The sequence below is a fragment of the Rhizobium sp. TAL182 genome, assembly GCF_002117725.1.
Lineage (GTDB): Bacteria > Pseudomonadota > Alphaproteobacteria > Rhizobiales > Rhizobiaceae > Rhizobium > Rhizobium esperanzae.
In genome coordinates this window covers 1821580-1838833 of the sequence record NZ_CP021024.1, presented here as the reverse complement: position 1 = coordinate 1838833, position 17254 = coordinate 1821580, and the positions used below count along the sequence as shown (strand labels likewise).

Annotated in this window: 15 protein-coding genes; 5 read left to right on the top strand and 10 right to left on the bottom strand. The window is 62.1% G+C overall.

Annotated features, from left to right (window positions below):
- Window positions 1–2 precede the first annotated feature (2 nt).
- From Tal182_RS09240 to Tal182_RS09205, 8 genes are all read right to left on the bottom strand, one after another.
- Window positions 3–1118, bottom strand: a complete 1116-nt coding sequence (locus Tal182_RS09240) for an ABC transporter ATP-binding protein (protein ID WP_085859213.1) — start codon at window positions 1116–1118, stop codon at window positions 3–5.
- 3 nt (window positions 1119–1121) lie between these two features.
- Entirely contained in the window at window positions 1122–2093 is a 972-nt protein-coding gene (locus tag Tal182_RS09235) for a carbohydrate ABC transporter permease (protein ID WP_085859212.1), read from the bottom strand.
- Window positions 2090–3037, bottom strand: coding sequence for a sugar ABC transporter permease (locus tag Tal182_RS09230; protein ID WP_085859211.1), 948 nt, complete (start codon window positions 3035–3037; stop codon window positions 2090–2092). The genes Tal182_RS09235 and Tal182_RS09230 overlap by 4 nt, the downstream gene beginning before the upstream one ends.
- A gap of 147 nt (window positions 3038–3184) precedes the next feature.
- Complete coding sequence (locus Tal182_RS09225) at window positions 3185–4444, bottom strand: ABC transporter substrate-binding protein (RefSeq protein ID WP_085859210.1); 1260 nt, start codon at window positions 4442–4444, stop codon at window positions 3185–3187.
- A 97-nt stretch (window positions 4445–4541) separates the two neighbouring features.
- Entirely contained in the window at window positions 4542–6050 is a 1509-nt protein-coding gene (locus Tal182_RS09220) for an aldehyde dehydrogenase family protein (protein WP_085859209.1), read from the bottom strand.
- Window positions 6050–6829, bottom strand: coding sequence for an enoyl-CoA hydratase/isomerase family protein (locus Tal182_RS09215; RefSeq protein ID WP_085859208.1), 780 nt, complete (start codon window positions 6827–6829; stop codon window positions 6050–6052). The genes Tal182_RS09220 and Tal182_RS09215 overlap by 1 nt, the downstream gene beginning before the upstream one ends.
- Window positions 6822–8435 (bottom strand): acyl CoA:acetate/3-ketoacid CoA transferase, encoded by a 1614-nt coding sequence (locus Tal182_RS09210; RefSeq protein WP_085860890.1) that lies wholly within the window; start codon window positions 8433–8435, stop codon window positions 6822–6824. The genes Tal182_RS09215 and Tal182_RS09210 overlap by 8 nt, the downstream gene beginning before the upstream one ends.
- 22 nt (window positions 8436–8457) lie before the next feature.
- A complete protein-coding gene (locus Tal182_RS09205; protein WP_085859207.1) occupies window positions 8458–9513 on the bottom strand; it encodes a LacI family DNA-binding transcriptional regulator in 1056 nt (351 codons plus the stop codon).
- Window positions 9514–9913: 400 nt separating this feature from the next.
- Here Tal182_RS09205 and Tal182_RS09200 point away from each other — a divergent pair, with 400 nt between their 5' ends.
- On the top strand, window positions 9914–11446 hold the full coding sequence (locus tag Tal182_RS09200) for a PAS-domain containing protein (protein ID WP_085859206.1): 1533 nt from the start codon (window positions 9914–9916) through the stop codon (window positions 11444–11446).
- Between the two features lie 118 nt (window positions 11447–11564).
- Window positions 11565–12188 carry a carboxymuconolactone decarboxylase family protein gene (locus Tal182_RS09195; RefSeq protein ID WP_085859205.1) on the top strand — a complete coding sequence of 208 codons (624 nt, stop codon included), beginning with the start codon at window positions 11565–11567 and terminating at the stop codon, window positions 12186–12188.
- A 25-nt stretch (window positions 12189–12213) separates the two neighbouring features.
- On the opposite strand, the gene Tal182_RS09190 is transcribed toward Tal182_RS09195, so the two are convergent.
- Window positions 12214–13188 carry an alpha/beta hydrolase gene (locus tag Tal182_RS09190; protein ID WP_170965926.1) on the bottom strand — a complete coding sequence of 325 codons (975 nt, stop codon included), beginning with the start codon at window positions 13186–13188 and terminating at the stop codon, window positions 12214–12216.
- Window positions 13189–13539: 351 nt separating this feature from the next.
- Between Tal182_RS09190 and Tal182_RS09185 the strand changes: the two genes are divergently transcribed.
- Window positions 13540–14103 (top strand): nucleoside 2-deoxyribosyltransferase, encoded by a 564-nt coding sequence (locus Tal182_RS09185; RefSeq protein WP_085859203.1) that lies wholly within the window; start codon window positions 13540–13542, stop codon window positions 14101–14103.
- A gap of 11 nt (window positions 14104–14114) precedes the next feature.
- Here the strand turns inward: Tal182_RS09185 and Tal182_RS09180 are convergent, their stop codons facing one another.
- Window positions 14115–15002: a LysR family transcriptional regulator gene (locus tag Tal182_RS09180; RefSeq protein ID WP_085859202.1), complete on the bottom strand. Its 888-nt coding sequence runs from the start codon at window positions 15000–15002 to the stop codon at window positions 14115–14117.
- A 114-nt stretch (window positions 15003–15116) separates the two neighbouring features.
- On the opposite strand from Tal182_RS09180, the gene Tal182_RS09175 reads away from it, so the two are divergent.
- Window positions 15117–15968, top strand: coding sequence for an oxidoreductase (locus Tal182_RS09175; protein ID WP_085859201.1), 852 nt, complete (start codon window positions 15117–15119; stop codon window positions 15966–15968).
- Between the two features lie 146 nt (window positions 15969–16114).
- Entirely contained in the window at window positions 16115–17113 is a 999-nt protein-coding gene (locus Tal182_RS09170) for a 2-dehydropantoate 2-reductase (protein WP_085859200.1), read from the top strand.
- Window positions 17114–17254: the final 141 nt, after the last annotated feature.

Here is a 17254-nt window from a genome sequence, read left to right as displayed (position 1 = left end):
CGTCACACGATCCGCACCTGGCTGTCCGGATCGAAGAACACAGCCTTGTCGAGATTGAAGGCAAGGCGGGTATTTTGTCCCGGCGCAATGCCGGCATCGGCGCGCAGTCGGGCGACGACGGATTTGCCGCCGAGTTTGGTGACGGCGAAGGTGTCGGAGCCGGCCGGTTCGACCACCTCGATCAGGCAATCGTCCTCGGTCAGCGAGCGCGCCTTGCGGTCGGCGCCGTCGGGATCGGTCAAGGCTTCGGGGCGGATGCCGAAGATCACCGGCTTGCCGGCATAGGCAGACAGGCCGTGATTGCCGGAGACGACCGGCAGCCTGAGCGGCGCGCCGTTCGGCCGCTCGAGCGAGACGGCCAGCCCGGCAGCACCGTTCTCGACGGTGGCGTTGAGCAGGTTCATCGCCGGCGATCCCATGAAGTCGGCGACGAAGAGATTGGCGGGGCTGTTATAGATCTCGGCCGGCGTGCCGAACTGCTGCAGCACCCCGTCCTTCAGCACGGCGATCTTGGTCGCCAGCGTCATCGCCTCGATCTGGTCGTGGGTGACATAGACGAAGGTGGTGCCCATGCGCTGGTGCAGCCGCTTGATCTCGGTGCGCATGTCGACCCGCAGCTTGGCGTCGAGATTGGAAAGCGGCTCGTCGAACAGGAAAACCTGCGGGTTGCGCACCAGCGCCCGGCCCATGGCGACGCGCTGGCGCTGGCCGCCGGACAATTGCGACGGCTTGCGGTCGAGCAGATGGCCGATCTGCAGCATGTCGGAGACCTGCTTGATCGCCTTGGCCCGCTCTTCCTTCGGCACGCCGCGGATCTCCATGCCGAAGGCGATATTGCCTGATACCGTCATATTCGGGTAGAGCGCATAGGACTGGAACACCATGGCGATGTCGCGCTTGGAGGGATGCAGGCCGCTGATGTCGCGGCCGTCGATCCTGATCTCGCCCGAGGTGATCGTCTCCAGCCCGGCAATGGTGTTGAGCAGGGTCGACTTGCCGCAGCCGGAGGGGCCGACCAGCACGAGGAAGCCGCCCTTTTCGAGTTCGATGTCGATGCCCTTGAGGATGTCGACGGCGCCGAAGCGCTTTCTGAGACCGGAGATTTCCAGGAAGGCCATGACTTACCCTTTGACTGCGCCCGCCATCAGACCGCGCACGAAGTAGCGGCCGGCGAGGATATAGACGATGAGCGTCGGAACGGCCGCGATCATCGCCGCGGCCATGTTGACATTGTATTCGACCACCCCGGTCGAGGTGTTGACGACATTGTTGAGCGCCACCGTCATCGGCATGGAGTCACCGGTGCCGGCATAGGCGGAAGCAAACAGGAAGTCGTTCCAGATATTGGTGAACTGGTAGATGACGGTGACGACGATGATCGGCAGCGAGTTCGGCAGCATGATGCGGCGGAAGATCTGGAAGAAGCTGGCGCCGTCGACCTGGGCGGCGCGGACCAGTTCGGTCGGAAACGCCTCGTAGAAATTGCGGAAGAACAGCGTGGTGAAGCCCAAGCCGTAGACGACATGGACGAAGACCAGATTGACGGTCGAATTGCCGAAGCCGAAGTTCCAGCCGGTGGCGTTCTGCAGCGTCACGCCGAAGCGGCCGAGCGAGCCGAGGATGGTCGCCATCGGCAGCAGTACCGACTGGAACGGGATGAAGCAGGCAAACAGCATCAGCCCGAACACCAGCGTATGGCCGGGGAAGCGCCATTTGGTCAGGATATAACCGTTGAGCGCCCCCATGATCGTGGAGATCACCACCGCCGGCACCACCATCTTGATCGAGTTCCAGAAGTAGCCCTTGATGCCGGCGCAGGTCAGCCCGACGCAGGCCTCGCCCCAGGCTTTGACCCAGGGATCGAAGGTCGGCGCCTGCGGCAGCGCCAGCATGTTGCCGCCCTGGATCTCGTCCATCGTCTTGAACGAAGTCGTCAGCATGACGAAGAGCGGCATCAGGTAGAGGATGGCGAAGATGACCAGCAGGCCGTAGATGACCAGTCGGCCGATCCAGCGGGCGCTGTTAGTCCTGCTATCGCCGCTCTGCGAAAGCATTGCGGCCGACGTGCCGATGGAAGAGGTGAGGCTGCTCATCGCGCCTTCTCCTTCAGTTCGGAATAGAGATAGGGAACGATGATGGCCGAGATCGTCATCAGCATGATGATGGCGCTGGCCGAGCCGACGGCCATCTCGTTGCGCTTGAAGGTATATTCATACATGAAGTTGGACGGCAGCCAGGCCGAGCCGCCCGGCCCGCCCGAGGTCAGCGCCACCACCAGGTCATAAGACTTGATCGCCATATGGGCGAGCACGATGAAGGCCGACAGGAAGATCGGCCGCAACAGCGGAATGACGATGCGGCGATAAAGCTGGAAGGGCGAGGCGCCGTCGATCTGCGCCGCCTTCATGATCTCGCCGTCGATGCCGCGAAGCCCGGCCAAAAACATCGCCATGACGAAGCCCGAGGCCTGCCAGACACCGGCGATGACGACGGTATAGATGACGAAGTCCTTGTTCTTGATCCAGTCGAAGTGGAAGCTCGTCCAGCCGAAGTGGTGCAGTGTCTGCTCGAGTCCGAGGCCGGGATCGAGGAACCACTTCCAGGCCACCCCGGTGACGATGAAGGAGAGCGCCATCGGATAGAGGAAGATCGGCCTGAGCAGCCCCTCGCCGCGGATCTTCTGGTCGAGCAGGATGGCAAGCAGCAGGCCGAGGCCTAAACAGATGCCGACATAGAGGAAGCCGAAGATCGCCATGTTGGTGATCGAGGTATACCAGGAGGACGGCGGATCGTTCTCGAAGGTCCAGCGCCACAGCCGCTGATAGGCGCGTGCCCCGGTCAGCGCATAAGAGGGAAAGGTCTTGGAATTGGTGAAGGAGAGATAGGCCGTCCAGACGATGAAGCCGTAGACGAAGACCAGGGTGATGACGAAGCTCGGCGCCAGCACGATTTTCGGCAGCGCATCCTGCAGCCGGCCCCGCAGCGAGATCGGCGTCGCTTGTGTGAGAACCGGATCGGTGGTGGCAACTGTGCTCATGGAATGTCATCTCCTCCCTGCATGTCGTCATGCATGTCGTCATGGGGGTGGCCAGCATGCCTGTCCCCGCATGATCGCCCCCGCATATCCGCCAGGGGCTGAAGCTTCCCCGCGCAGACGCGGGGAAGCCTTGTTCATCGACGACCCTTAGCGGGCGTCGTCGATCGCCTGGACGAGCTGCTTGACGGCTTCGTCGGAGCTCTTGATCTGGCCGTGGACGAACTTCGAGACGACGTCCTTATAGGCATTGGCGATCGCCGGAGGCGCGCCGTAGCCCTGGGCCAGCGAACCGAACAGCGTGCCGCCCTCATTGGCGGCCTTCAGGTCGGCAATGCCCTTCTTGCCGCAGGCGTCGAAGTCGGTGTCGGGAACGTCGGTGCGGGCCGGCACTGAACCCTTGACGACGTTGAAAGCCGACTGGAAGCTCTTCGACAGCGTGGCCGTTGCCAGCGCCACCTGCGCCGCCTTGCGGTCTTCAGGAACGTTGAACATGCCGAACATGTCGGAGTTGTAGATGACGCTGCCTTCGGTGCCGGGGAAGCGGTAGCAGAGGAAGTCCTTGTCCGGGGTCTTCTTGGCGGCAACGAATTCGCCCTTGGCCCAGTCGCCCATCACCTGCACCAGTGCGTCACCCTTGATGACCATGGCGGTCGCCAGGTTCCAGTCGCGGCCGGAGAAGTTCGGATCGACATATTTGACGATCTTGGCCAGGTTGTCGAAGGACTTCTTCATCGTCTCCGACTTCAGCGACGCCTCGTCGAGGTCGTTGAACGCCTTCTTGTAGAACTCCGGGCCGCCGGTCGACAGCACGATCGAATCGAACATCGTCGCTTCCTGCCAGTTCTGGCCGCCGAGCGCCAAGGGGATCACACCCGCAGCTTTCGCCTTGTCGAGCAGGGCGATCAGGTCGTCGAAGCTCTTCGGCTGGCTGCCGCCGATCTTGTCCATGACAGCCTTGTTGATCCACAGCCAGTTGACCGAATGGACGTTGACCGGGGCTGCAACCCACTTGCCGTCATAGACGGAGAACTTCTGCAGCGCCGCCGGCACCGACTTGTCCCAGCCTTCCTTCTTGGCCGTCTCGGTCAGGTCGCCCATGACGCCGGCCTGGGCATAATCGAGCACGGTATAGCCCAGCATCTGCGAGGCCGTCGGATAAGTACCGGCCGCCACCATCGCCTTCAGGGCCGTCATCGCCGCATCACCGCCGCCGCCTGCAACCGGGACGTCCTTCCAGGCAAAGCCTTCCTTCGCCAGGTCCTGCTTCAGGACGTTCAAGGCAGCCGCCTCGCCGCCAGACGTCCACCAGTGCAGCATCTGCACTTCCTTGACGTCGGCAGCCTGCGCCGCACCCAATCCAGCCAGCATCACGACAGCAACCGCTGCCGAGCTCATGAACTTATTCATCGAAGAACCTCCCAGTTCCCGTTTGGAGATGCGGGACCATTCCCGCACCCGATCACCCGCCTCCTCAGGCGTAGTTTTCTCGCCGGCAAAGCCAGCCTCAGGTTCGCGGCATCCACCAATTGGTGCGCATGCCGATATGCATGTTCAGCGTCTTGGTCTCCGTATAGTCCTCGACCGCATGGCGGCCGAGCTCGCGGCCGAGGCCGCTCTGCTTGTAGCCGCCGAAGGGAAGCTCCGAGGCGCCGTCCATGAAGGTGTTCATCCAGACCGTGCCCGCCCGCACCGACCGGCCGATGGTCAGGCAGGTGTCGAAATCGCGACTCCAGACACCGGCCGACAGGCCGTAGTCGATGGAATTTGCAATCCCGATCGCTTCGGCAGTCTTCTCGAAGGTCAGAACCGACAGCACCGGGCCGAAGACTTCCTCGCGCGCCACCGCCATATCGGGCGTCACCGCTTCGAGGATCGTCGGCGACATGAATTGCCCCATGCCGAGGTCAAGCGTCTCGCCGCCATGGGCGACGCGGGCGCCGTTGCTCCTGGCGCCGGCAACATAGCCTGAGATCTTCTCCAGATGCTGCGGCGTAATGATCGCGCCGACCTGCGTCTGGGGATCAAGGGGGTCGCCGACCTTCACCCCCTTCGACAGCTCGGCAACCCGCCTGACGACATCGGCAGCGATCGATTTGTGCAGGATCAGTCGCGAGCCGGCGTTGCAGCACTCGCCGGCATTGAAATAGGCGCCGAAGACCGCGGCATCGATGAAGGCGTCGAGATCGGCATCCGGGAAGACGATCTGCGGGTTCTTGCCGCCGAGTTCCAGCGAGACCTTCTTCAGCGTCTGCGCCGCATTCGACATCGTCAATTTTCCCACGCCCGTCGAGCCGGTGAAGGAGACCATATCGACGTCGGGATGGGACGTCATGACCGCGCCGACCTCAGGTCCTGTGCCGGTGACAATGTTGACGACGCCATCCGGAATGCCTGCTTCCTGCAGGATTTCTCCGAGCACAAGCGTCGATCCCGATGTCAGTTCCGAGGGTTTGACGACGGTCGCGCACCCTGCGGCGAGCGCGAAGGGCAGTTTCTGGCCGACGATCAGGAAAGGGAAATTCCAGGGCGTGATGATCGACACCACGCCGATCGCCTCGCGCAGGACGACGCCGAGCGTGCCGTCGCCAAGCGTGTTGTAGCTTTCGCCGTGAAGGTCACGAGCAAGGGCCGCCGCATAGCGCCATATATCGACAGAGCCGGCGATTTCACCCCGTACCTGCGTGATCGGCTTTCCAGCCTCCATAGCATCAAGAAATGCGAGCTCTTCGGCACGCGCGGCGATTAAATCGGCGGCCTTTAGGAGGATGGCGGAACGTTCGGAGGCGGTCATTCGTGGCCATGGCCCAAGATCGAAGGCCTTGCGTGCGGCGGCTATGGCGCGCTCGGCGTCCTTTCTGCTCCCAGTCGGGAAACGGCTGACCACGACCCCGTGGCTCGGCGCGACACGCTCGATCGGATCGGCGGCGCCGGCCTCCCATCTGCCGTCGATGAGCATCTTGAAATCGCGCGCCCTACGGTCGCTCAGCACAGTGGGGTTGACGAGGACCGTCATTACCATTCTCCCTTGAACGTTGCCGGGCGCTTCTCGCTGAACGACGCGACGCCCTCTTTCAGATCGCCAGTCGTGGCGGCGAGGATCGAGCCCAGGGCTTCGACCGCAGTTCCGTTGTCTTCGCCGTTTGCCGATGCGATCATCAGCTTGACGATCTCCACGGCGGCCGGCCCCCTTGCGGCAATCCGCTCGGCATAGTCCCTGGCGGCAGCCAGCGAATTTCCTGTCGGAACGACTGCGTCGACGATGCCGAGTAGGCGGGCTTCCTCGGCAGTGAATATCTCGCCGCCGAGCGCCATGCGCCGGACGGCCTGCGCGCCAAACCGGCGCACGAGACGCTGGGTGCCGGACCAGCCCGGCACCATGCCGAGGCCGGTCTCCGGCAGGCCGATCTTGATGTGTTCCTCTGCGAGGCGAATGTCGGCAACGCCCGCCAGTTCGAGCCCGCCACCGAGGGCGTGGCCGTTGAGGGCCGCGACCAGCGGCACCCTGAGCGTCGCCAGTCTTTCGAAGATGCGATGACCGTGGCGAACCCAGGCGTGACCGAACTCCTGAGGCTGCATTCCGCCCCAGGCCTTGATATCGCCTCCCGCGGAAAAGCCCTTTCCTTCGCCGGTGAGAACGGCAGCGCGCACATTCGGGTTCGCCTCCACCGCGTCGGCCGCCTCCGCCAAGGCTTTCAGCATATCGAGATCGAGCGCGTTCAACTTCTCCGGACGGGACATCGTCAGCATTGCCACGTGACCTTCGATATCGACCTTGACCGTTCCGCTAGCCATTGAAGGTGCCCTCCAATGTCCGCGCCCTCTTTGCCGAAAGCGAAAGCCCGATCTCAGTCTCCCGGAACAATGCAGCGTCCATCACCTTCAGATCGGGCGCGACGATCAGCCGGAATTCGGACTGATCGAGGATCTGGGTTTGAAGATCGACCCCGGGAGCGATTTCGGTCAACACGATGCCATCAGGTGTCAGCTTCATCACGCACCGCTCGGTGACATAGGTGATGTCCTGTCCCTGCTCTATCGCGCGCCTGCCGCTGAAGGTGACGTGTTCGACCTCGTTCACCAGCTTCTTCAGCTTGCCTTCCTTCTCGATGAGAAGAGTTCCATCAGCGATCGAAAGCTTCGCGCCGGCGTTGAACATGCCGGAGAAGACGATCTTCTTCGCCCGCGCCGTGATGTCGACAAAGCCTCCGGCGCCGGCCGTGACATGCGGCCGGAACGACAGCTTCGAGACGTTGACCGAACCGTCCTTGCCGATTTCGAGGAAGGACAGGAGCGACGCATCGAAACCAGCGCCTTGGAAATAGGTGAACTGATAGGGAGACGGCATGTAGGCGTCGGCGTTGGAGGCACAACCGAAGGCGAAGTCGAGCAGCGGCACACCGCCGACCGCGCCCTGCTCGATGACCCAGGTGACAGCGCCGTGAAGCCCCTCCTCCAGCAGAATCCGCGGGACGTTGGCCGAGATTCCGAAGCCGAGATTGACGCAGCTTCCGGCCTCAAGCTCCTGCGCGACGCGGCGCGCGATGACCTTCTGGACATTGAACTCCGGAACGCGGAAACTATCGAGCGGCCGGAAGATCTCGCCCGATATTGCCGGGTCGTACCCAGTCTGCGTCGTCTGCTTCTGATCGGGATCGACGATGACATAATCGACCAGCATTCCCGGCACGCGGACGTCATGCGGTTTCAGTGAGCTTTCCTTTGTGATCCGCTTAACCTGCGCGATGACGATCCCGCCATTGTTGCGGGCGGCGAGCGCCTGGTCGAGGCCGCCGAGATAGGCGCCTTCATGTTCATAGGTGAGGTTGCCGCGTTCGTCGGCGGTGGTGGCGCGGATGATGGCGACCTGAGGAACGATCGAGGGGAAGAACAGCCAATCGTCGCCCTCGAAGCTGACGCGCTTGACCACCGGATCGTCCGAAGCGAGAGCGTTCATCGCACAGCCTTGCCGCTGCGGATCGACGAAGGTGTCGATGCCGACCTTGGTCAGCACACCCGGTCGCTTGGCGGCGGCTTCGCGGTGGATGTCGAACAGGATGCCGGAGGGAATGTTATAGGCCGGAATCTCGTTGTTGGTGATCATCTGCCAGATCAACGGCGGCTCGGCCGATGACGGGCCTGAAGGATAGGAGCCGCCGATGATGCGTTTGAGCAGACCTTTCCTCGCGATATAGTCGACGCCCTTGATTCCGCTCATATCCCCGGCGGCAATCGGGTGAAGGGTGGTAATGTGACTGGGATGACCGGTCGCATCGAAACGCTCGCCGATCGCCTTCAGCATCAGGTCAGGGCAGCCGAGACCGCTCGACGACGACACCGTGACAACGGCGCCGTCCGGGATCAATGCCGCCGCTTCGGCTGGTGTGAGATGCTTCTTCATGTGCGTCACTTCGAACCCCATTTCAATTTACCGCTCTGCCGGCCCTCGCCGGCGAGGCTGTGCCGGCGCCGCAACTTTCGCGGACCACCAGCCGAACGGCTGTCGTTACCGTCTCGGCTTCCGCCTTGCCGGCATTGATCTGCTTGAGGAGCATCTGCGCGCCGCGGCGCCCGATGCCCTGCGGATCGACCGAGACCGTCGTCAGCGCGGGAACCGCCGCCTGAGCCTCGATGACGTCGTCGAAGCCGACGACGGCGAAGTCGGCGCCCGGTTCCAGACGGCGCGCACGCAATCCGTCGCAGACTCCGAAGGCGACGGCATCATTGAAGCAGACGGCTGCAGTGGGTCGGTCGCCAAGGGCGATCGCCTTTCCGATGGCCTCCACGCCGCCCGCTCGCGACGGGGCGGACGAGATCACGAGTACCTCGTCGTATCCGAGCCCGGCCGCCTCCATTCCGCTGCGGTAACCGGCAAGGCGATCGTCGAAGACAGCGGTATCGGGAAAGCCACCGAGAAATGCGATGCGCTTATGACCGAGACCCACCAGATGCTGAACGGCGGACATCATACCGGCCCGGTTGTCGGAGACGATGGACGAGACTTTGGCGCCAGGCAGATTTCGAACGACGACCACGACGGGAATGCCTGCCGCGACCAGCGGCTTGAAGTCGGCGGCATCGGTGGCGCGCGCCGGCGAGACGATCAGGCCCGAAATGCCATGTTCGCGCATCGATGCGACAACCTCGCGCTGCCTGTCGATGCTCTCACCGGTATTCGACAGGAACTGCACGAAACCCGCCGACTGAACGACCATATCGACCCCGACCGCCAACTCCGCAAAGAAGCTGTTCGTCAGATCGTTCACGACGACTCCAATGATCCTCGATTTGGAACCGGCCTGCCGAAGATTGGCTGCGCCGCGATTATAGACGTATCCGAGCTCGCGCATCACGGCATTGACCTTGGCACGTGTCGCCTCGTTGACCAGGGAGGATCCCTGAAGCACGAGCGACACCGTCGACTTGGAGACATTGGCGGCCTTCGCAATGTCGATGACGGTCACCCGCGCCTTTGTCACTTCACCCTCCCGACGTCGTCGTCGACTGATGTCTATTTATTTGGAACGTTCCAAATATGTCAAGGACTAATTCAATTAAAGCTGCGCTTTATTGACCTTTCTCTAGCGCTATCACGCCGCGAGGCGGGGGACGATTTTTGGAACGATTTAAAACATGGGATCAATCCGACGGGCTTTTCCCAACGCTGCGCGCTCGGGTCACCCTGCGAAATCTCTCATTCTTCAAGCCAGAAGATGAAGCGCGGCAATGTCGTGGATCCAATAGCGTGACGCAGAATCGCGATGCAGTTCTGCTGGAATTGCTCCCAAGGAACTCTCGCCCAGAGGCATTAGCGAAACTTTATCGTTTGTGGCTAATGCTACGGATAGGGGACGTGCCAGATCTAAAGCGGGGCCGGAAATGCCGCATTCGTTTGAAGCCATTCTGGAGAACCTGCCGCAGGGCATTGTTCTCCTCGATTCTGCCGATACAGTGACGGCTTTCAATTCCCGCGCGCTCGACATTCTCGGCCTTTCCGATGGCACTCTGCGCAGGGGAATGAATATCGACGGCCTGCCCGGCACCGCCGCCTGCCGTGCAGCGGCCTGTTCACGGTTGACGACCGGTAGGCCGCACACCTCGCAGTTTGCACTGGCCGACGGACGGATGATCTCATTGACCTGCGCCCCGTCGAGAGCGGGAAGCTGGATCCTGAGCTATGAAGACATCTCGACCCTCAGCCGCGTCGCAGACAGTCTGAGCGAACAACATCAGCGGTTCGACGCAGCTCTCAGCAACATGCCACATGGACTGTGCATGTTCGATTCGATGAAGAAGCTGATATTGTGCAACGCATCTTATGCACGGATGTACGATCTGCCGGATTTTCTCACTCAACCCGGAACGTCGCTGGTGGACATCCTCGCCTATCGGAGCCGGCTGGGAAATGGTCCGGCAGACACCGCCACCTATTTTGACGTTGTCTTCGAAGCGACGGCACTCGGCGCGCCGGCGAGCCAGAACATCGCGCTCACCGACGGGCGCATCATCAAAATCACCCACAATCCGATGCAGAACGGCGGATACGTGGCGACCCACGAGGATGTCACCAAGACTGTGCGGCTCGCGGAAGAGCTGCGCCGCCATCACGATCGGCTCGAAGTTACCGTGCAAAGCCGTACGGCGGAGGTCGAGCGGCAGGCGCGCGAGCTTGAGCGGATGCTCGCCCAGGAGCGGAGCATCAACGAATTGCAGCGGCAGTTCGTGGCGATGGCATCACATGAATTCCGTACGCCGCTTGCAATCATCGATGCCGCCGCCCAGCGACTGTTGCGGAAGGGAGGCGCGGTCGAGCCCGATTTTCTCAATGACAAGGTCGAACAGATCCGTGCATCGGTGAGCCGGATCGTCGATCTCATGGAGAGCATCCTGTCGGACGGACGCCTCGATACCGGGGAGATCGATATCAGTTACGACGCCTGCGCCCTGGGACCGTTGATCAGAACCTGCTGCGAGCGGCAGTCGGCAATCTCGAAGACGCATGGCTTCGTGCTTGACATAGACGGGTTGCCGGAATTCATCGATGCCGATCCCCGCAGCTTGAGCCAGGTCTTCACCAATCTGCTCTCGAATGCAGTGAAATACGCGCCAGGAACATCCGAAATTCGGGTTGCGGCATGGGAGGAGACGGGCAACGTCAAGGTTTCGATCAGCGATGACGGCGTGGGGATCGATGCTGAAGACGTGCCCCGGTTGTTTCAGCGCTATTTCCGGGCGCGCACGTCGACGGGGATTGCCGGAACCGGTATCGGCCTCAACCTTGTGAAGCAGATCATCGAACTGCATCAAGGCTCGATAGAGGTGCGAAGTGCAAAAGGGTGTGGATCCACCTTCACGGTCACTCTTCCAATCAGGAGAGCCGCTGACGTTCTGGCGGGCAACGACGTTGCCTGATCATTCAGATCCTCAAATGGCGTCCTCCAGGGCCGATGGCTCGTTCCCGAACTGACGGCGCAGGATTGCTGTCCGGCATATCTACCCTATCCTTCTCGCAATAGAGGAGGACCATGCCATGGCTTTCATTCACACCCCGGATGCATCCGCCAGCGAGAGGACGACGTCGATGTACGCGTCGGCCGAGGCGAATTATGGTTATCTGCCGAACATGTATCGTGCCTTCGGCCATCGGCCGGAGGTGATGGAGAGCTGGGCGGGGCTGCTTTCGAGCATTCGCAGCCATATGAGCCCCAGGCGCTATGAACTGGTGACGCTGGCGGCCGCCAAGGAGCTCAAATCCTCTTATTGCATGCTGGCGCACGGCTCGGTGCTGCTGCGCGAGGGATTTACCAGCGACGGGCTGACGGCCCTTGTCAACGAGACGGAAAAGGCGCCGGTCGATGCCAGCGAACGTGCGATCATGGCCTTTGCGGCCAAGGTGGCGCGCGATGCGACGTCGGTCACGCAGCAGGATATAGACGGGTTGAAAAAACACGGGCTGAGCGACGCCGAGATCTTCGACGTCACGGCCGCCGCAGCCGCCCGCTGTTTCTTCTCGAAAATGCTTGATGCGCTCGGCGCTGCGCCCGACCACGCCTATATCGAGCGGCTGGAGCCGAATGTGCGAAAGGCGCTCAGCGTCGGCCGGGAGGTCGAGCGGCCTCTGGCGCCTTCACCGGCCGGCGGCACATCGCGATGATGCGGTGACGCGGGCTGCTGCGCCCCTACTCTTCCGGCTTATCGGCAAAATGCCGGATCGCAAACTCGGCAATAGTCTGGCTCGAGCGATCGGCATCGTCGAGCATCGCGGGAAACAGTTGCCACTGATGCGGCATGCCCGGCCAGACCTCGGTGGTGACATCTACGCCCTCCCCGCGCGCCTTGTCGGCGAGGCGCAGCGTGTCATCAAGCAGGGCTTCGCCGGAACCGACCTGCAGCAATAGCGGCGGGAATCCGGTCACGTCGGCATAAAGCGGTGAGGCCTGAGGATCGGTGGCAGGCCGGCTGCCGAGATAGGTCTTGCGCAAGGTCTCGATCGACGCCTTATCGATCAGCGGGTCGCTGCCGGCATTTGCCGTCATCGTTCCGCCCGTCGCGGCAAGATCGGTGATCGGGCTCAGCGCAATCACGGCCGCCGGCAAGGGTTTGGCCGCCTGCTTCTGCCGCAGCACCGTCTCGAGCGCGATATTGCCACCGGCGTCGTCTCCTGCCACGACGACATTCTCGTTGCGATAGCCGTTATCGAGAAGCCAGCGATAGGCCGTCAGCGCGTCGTTGATCTGGGCGGGATAGGTATATTCCGGCATCAGCCGATAATTGATCAGAAGCACGTCGCTGGATGCGGCCTTGGCGAGCGAACCGGCGAACAGGCTATGCGTGCGGATGGAACCGCCGGAAAAACCGCCGCCATGAATGTAGAGAATCGCCCTTTTGCCGATCGGATGATGGAGCCGGGCGGGCCACATCAGCTCGCCATCCACACCATCGGCATCGACCTGCCGGACCTGAATGCGCGTCGGCCCCGGCATCGTTTCCATCAGCCTGGCGAAAGCAGCCCTGCGCTCTTGCAGGCTGTCGGCGCCGGCGAAGTGCTCCTTCCACAGGCCGAGCAGTTTTTCGACCTGGGCACGCGAGGACTGGCTTTGCGGCCCGATGTCCTCTCCCAGCGCCAGCGGTGCCGATAGGATCAGCGCGGCCAAGACGGGAAACAGATATCCGAGCCGCTTCGGCGCTCTTCGATCAGCATTTGACAAAATCCGCCCCTTCATCAATCTCTCCCGATGATGCTGCCGATGGCCGTATCTTTGGCCGCTTCGCCCAGCGAAGTCAAAAGGGTGACGAGCGCAACCTTCCGCTTTTTCGTCTCCAACGAGCAGCCTGATGCCGGCCCGCGGCAGCTGCGGCCTGCCGCGGGCTGACCGGACTGTCATCGGAAAAAATCGACAATTGCTGCCGGCGCGGCTTGCCATCTGCCAGGCTTCCATCGGAAATAGGCTCCCGCCCTGCCCTTAACTCCAATGCTTCGGCTCGCGTAGGAATGAAGGATACCGATGACCACCATTTACCTTGCCGGCCCGGAAGTCTTTCTTGCCGACGCACTGCCCATCATGGCCGAAAAACGCCGATTGGCGCGTCAGTTCGCCTTCGAACCGACCGGTCCCGGCAGCGATGAAAACCAGACACCCGTGAAGCGGACGGCTGCAGAGATCTACGCCCGCAATGACGTCGCCATGCGCCGGGCCGAAATTTGTCTCGCCAATATCACGCCCTTTCGCGGCGTCAGCGCCGATCCGGGTACAGTCTACGAGATCGGCTTCATGATTGCTCTCGGCAAATCGGTCTTCGCCTATACCAATCACCCCGACGACTATGGGCTGCGCGTCCGCTCGATCTGGTATGCGGGAATGGAGATCGACGAGACGAGCGGACGCCCGCGTGGGCCTGACGGCATCGCCATCGAAAATCACGGCATGGCCGACAACCTGATGATCGACGGAGGCGTTGAGGCGGCGGGAGGCAAGGTATTCCGTGCGACCGCGCTGCCGACGGATCCTGCCCGCGACCTGACGGTTTATCTTCAGGCTCTTCAGACGATCGCCGGCATGCGCGGGTAGGATTGCACGCTTCACTCCGCCCTGATCGCGTCGATCACCGCCCTGAAGCCCGCAGACATGTGGCGGCGGCTGGGATAGTAGAGATAGAGCGGTTCCTCCGGCTGACACCAATCATCGAGCACCTGGACGAGCTCTCCGTCGGCAATGGCCTTTGCGACGCGAGGCTCCCAGATATAGGCAAGGCCGACGCCGCCGAGCGCTGCTTGCATCATCAGTTCATGATCGTCGAGTGACAGCGGGCCGGTCGGCTGAAAACTCACCGTTTGGCCGGCCTTCTCGAATTCCCAGGCATAGCGGGCACCGGAGGGAAACATGTTCTGAATGCAGAGGTGGCGCTTGAGCTCGTGAGGCGTTTCCGGCCTCGGGCGCCTCTCGAAATAGCCGGGTGAACCGACGACGACCAGGCGGATGCGCGGCTTGATGCGCAAGGCGATCATGCCTTCCGTGACGCGCTCGCCGAAACGGATGCCGGCATCAAAACCCTCCTCGACAATGTCGACCAGCCTGTCGGTCGCGTTGATTTCCAGCTGTAAATTGGGATTACGCTCAATCAACGGTGCGATGACACGGCCGATGACGAAAGGACCGATCGAATTCGGCACGTTGATCCTCACCCTGCCGAAGGGCGTGTCGCGGTAGCGGTTCAGCGCATCGAGGGCCGCCGCCATCTCCCCGAAAGCCGGGGCGAGATGCGAGACAAGGAGTTCGCCGGCTTCCGTCAGCGAAACGCTGCGTGTCGTGCGGTTAAGCAGGCGGACGCCAATTCGGTCTTCCAGATTGAGCACGGCATGGCTGACGGCAGAGGCAGTAACGCCCCGCTCCTCCCCCGCCTTGCGGAAGCTCTTGTGCCGCGCCACGGCCGCGAAGGCGGCCAGTTCAGAAAGTTCGGTCGCACGCATTATTGAACTGTACTCATCATAGCTTCAATAATAACAAATCTTATACAGCATCGTAATTTCGGTCAAATTCAGCCCGTCAGCACAAAGATGCGACGCCAACAAAAGGAATTCGTCATGAAAGTCTGGTTCATCACTGGTGCATCCCGCGGCTTCGGCGCGCTGATGACCAAGGAAGCACTCGCATCAGGCGATGCCGTCATCGCCACCGCCCGCAACCCGAAGACCATCATCGAGCAATTTGGGGACCATCCGAACCTGCTGGCCGTCGCCCTCGACGTCACCAACGAGACGCAGGCGAAGGAGGCTGCGGCCGCCGGCATCGCCCGCTTCAGCCGCATCGACGTTCTCGCCAACAATGCCGGCTACGGCCTCCTCGGCGCGGTCGAGGAAGCCACAGCCGAAGAGATCGAAAAGATCTATGCCACCAATGTCTTCGGTCTCCTGAAGGTGACACGCGCCGTGCTGCCCTATATGCGTCGCCAGCGTTCCGGCCATATCCTGAACTTCTCCTCGATCGGCGGTTATTTCGGCTATCCCGGCTGGGGCGTCTACGGCTCGACAAAATTCGCCGTCGAGGGACTGTCGGAATCCATTGCCGCCGAACTCGCACCCTTCGGAATCAAGGTGACGATCGTCGAGCCCGGCTTCTTCCGCACGGACTTCCTCGCCGACACCTCGCTGGCAATAAGCCCTGCTTCCATCGCCGATTACGAGGGCACGCCGGCCGGAAACATGCGTAATTTCGCCGCCGACGCCAATCACGCCCAGCCCGGCAACCCCACCAGGCTCGCGGCTGGCATCATGACGATGGTCAACTCGGCCAACCCACCGCTGCGCATGCCGTTCGGCAGCGATACGGTCGCCATGATCGAGGCGCAGCATGCGAGTGTCGAAAGGGAGCTGGCCGCATGGCGCGAGCTTGCCGTCTCCACGGATTTCGCAAGCGATGCAATGGCTGGGGCCTGAGCAGCCAGGATCGATGCCGTCGCATTCAAACTTGGAGATGCGGCGGCAACACCATGATCATGGAAAGAACACCTTGTGGCAAATTGGCATTCGCCTCTCGCCGGGGATGGCCTATGTAGTCAGCGTGACCCGTGAAGAGGCAACGCATGTCCATCAAGACCATCTGTATCTATGGCGCCGGCGCCCTTGGCGGCACCATCGCCGCCAAGCTCGCAGGCAGGGAAGATAACGACGTCTCCGTCGTCGCGCGTGGGGCGCATCTCGACGCGATCCGCAGCCACGGTCTCAGCCTGCGCGAGGCCGATGCGGAAACCCCGCTCAAGGTGCACGTGACAGCAACCGACGATCCGAAGACATTGCCGCCGCAGGATCTCGTCATCACCGGCCTCAAGGGGCACCAGCTGCCCCCTGCCGCCGAGGGGATCGCCGGTCTGCTCAAGCAAGGCACCCGCGTCGTCATGATCCTCAACGGCATTCCGTGGTGGTATTTCCATCGCGATACCAGGAGCGGACATGCGGAACTGCAATTTGATGAGCTCGATCCCGGCGGCAGGCTCTGGCGGCTGATCGGGCCGGACCGCGTGATTGGCTGCGTCGCTTATCAAGGTGCGGAAGTCGTCAGCCCGGGCGAGATCCGGCTTTCTCATAACGGCCGCTTCGTGCTTGGCGAGCCCTGCGGCGAAATGTCTGCCGACCTTTCGGCCATAGCAGCGGTGCTGACCGGCGCCGGCCTCAGCATTACGACCACGGCGGACATCCGCAGTGAAATCTGGAGCAAGTTGATGGGCAACGCCGCCTTCAACCCGATCAGTGCTCTGACACGGGCGCTGATGACTGACATCATGGCGGATCCGGCGCTGATGGATATGGTCAGCAAGGTCATGAAGGAAGTGCGCGCCGTCGGCGATGCGGTCGGCGCAGATTTCGCCATGTCAGTCGAGCGGCGGCTGGAGCAATCGCGCCACATCGGCGGCGTTCGAACCTCGATGCTGCAGGACTTGATCGGCGGCAAGGCGCTCGAAATTACGCCGCTTGTGGGCATGCTGGTGGCGCTTGGACGCCTGACCGCCGTGCCGACACCGGTATCGGAAACGATCCTGGCGCTGGTGACGCAGCTGGATCGGGAAAACCGGCGCGGCAACTGACAACGAGGAGAACGGCAGCCATCAGGCGGTCATCCCTTTCCGACACCGCGCGCCGAAATTTCCGCCGCCCGCCTTTATGCCATTCCTATATTTTTGTCCCTCGCCCCGAATGGATTTCCTATCGCAGCCGGCTGTAGATTC

Bases quoted from the DNA above. Each gene is read 5' to 3' on its own strand.
- Tal182_RS09180 (WP_085859202.1), bottom strand. From the start codon at position 15,002: ATGCGTGCGACCGAACTTTCTGAACTGGCCGCCTTCGCGGCCGTGGCG.
- Tal182_RS09225 (WP_085859210.1), bottom strand. From the start codon at position 4,444: ATGAATAAGTTCATGAGCTCGGCAGCGGTTGCTGTCGTGATGCTGGCT.
- Tal182_RS09220 (WP_085859209.1), bottom strand. From the start codon at position 6,050: ATGACGGTCCTCGTCAACCCCACTGTGCTGAGCGACCGTAGGGCGCGC.
- Tal182_RS09175 (WP_085859201.1), top strand. From the start codon at position 15,117: ATGAAAGTCTGGTTCATCACTGGTGCATCCCGCGGCTTCGGCGCGCTG.
- Tal182_RS09240 (WP_085859213.1), bottom strand. From the start codon at position 1,118: ATGGCCTTCCTGGAAATCTCCGGTCTCAGAAAGCGCTTCGGCGCCGTC.
- Tal182_RS09215 (WP_085859208.1), bottom strand. From the start codon at position 6,829: ATGGCTAGCGGAACGGTCAAGGTCGATATCGAAGGTCACGTGGCAATG.
- Tal182_RS09235 (WP_085859212.1), bottom strand. From the start codon at position 2,093: ATGAGCAGCCTCACCTCTTCCATCGGCACGTCGGCCGCAATGCTTTCG.
- Tal182_RS09185 (WP_085859203.1), top strand. From the start codon at position 13,540: ATGACCACCATTTACCTTGCCGGCCCGGAAGTCTTTCTTGCCGACGCA.
- Tal182_RS09195 (WP_085859205.1), top strand. From the start codon at position 11,565: ATGGCTTTCATTCACACCCCGGATGCATCCGCCAGCGAGAGGACGACG.
- Tal182_RS09170 (WP_085859200.1), top strand. From the start codon at position 16,115: ATGTCCATCAAGACCATCTGTATCTATGGCGCCGGCGCCCTTGGCGGC.
- Tal182_RS09200 (WP_085859206.1), top strand. From the start codon at position 9,914: ATGCCGCATTCGTTTGAAGCCATTCTGGAGAACCTGCCGCAGGGCATT.
- Tal182_RS09210 (WP_085860890.1), bottom strand. From the start codon at position 8,435: ATGAAGAAGCATCTCACACCAGCCGAAGCGGCGGCATTGATCCCGGAC.
- Tal182_RS09230 (WP_085859211.1), bottom strand. From the start codon at position 3,037: ATGAGCACAGTTGCCACCACCGATCCGGTTCTCACACAAGCGACGCCG.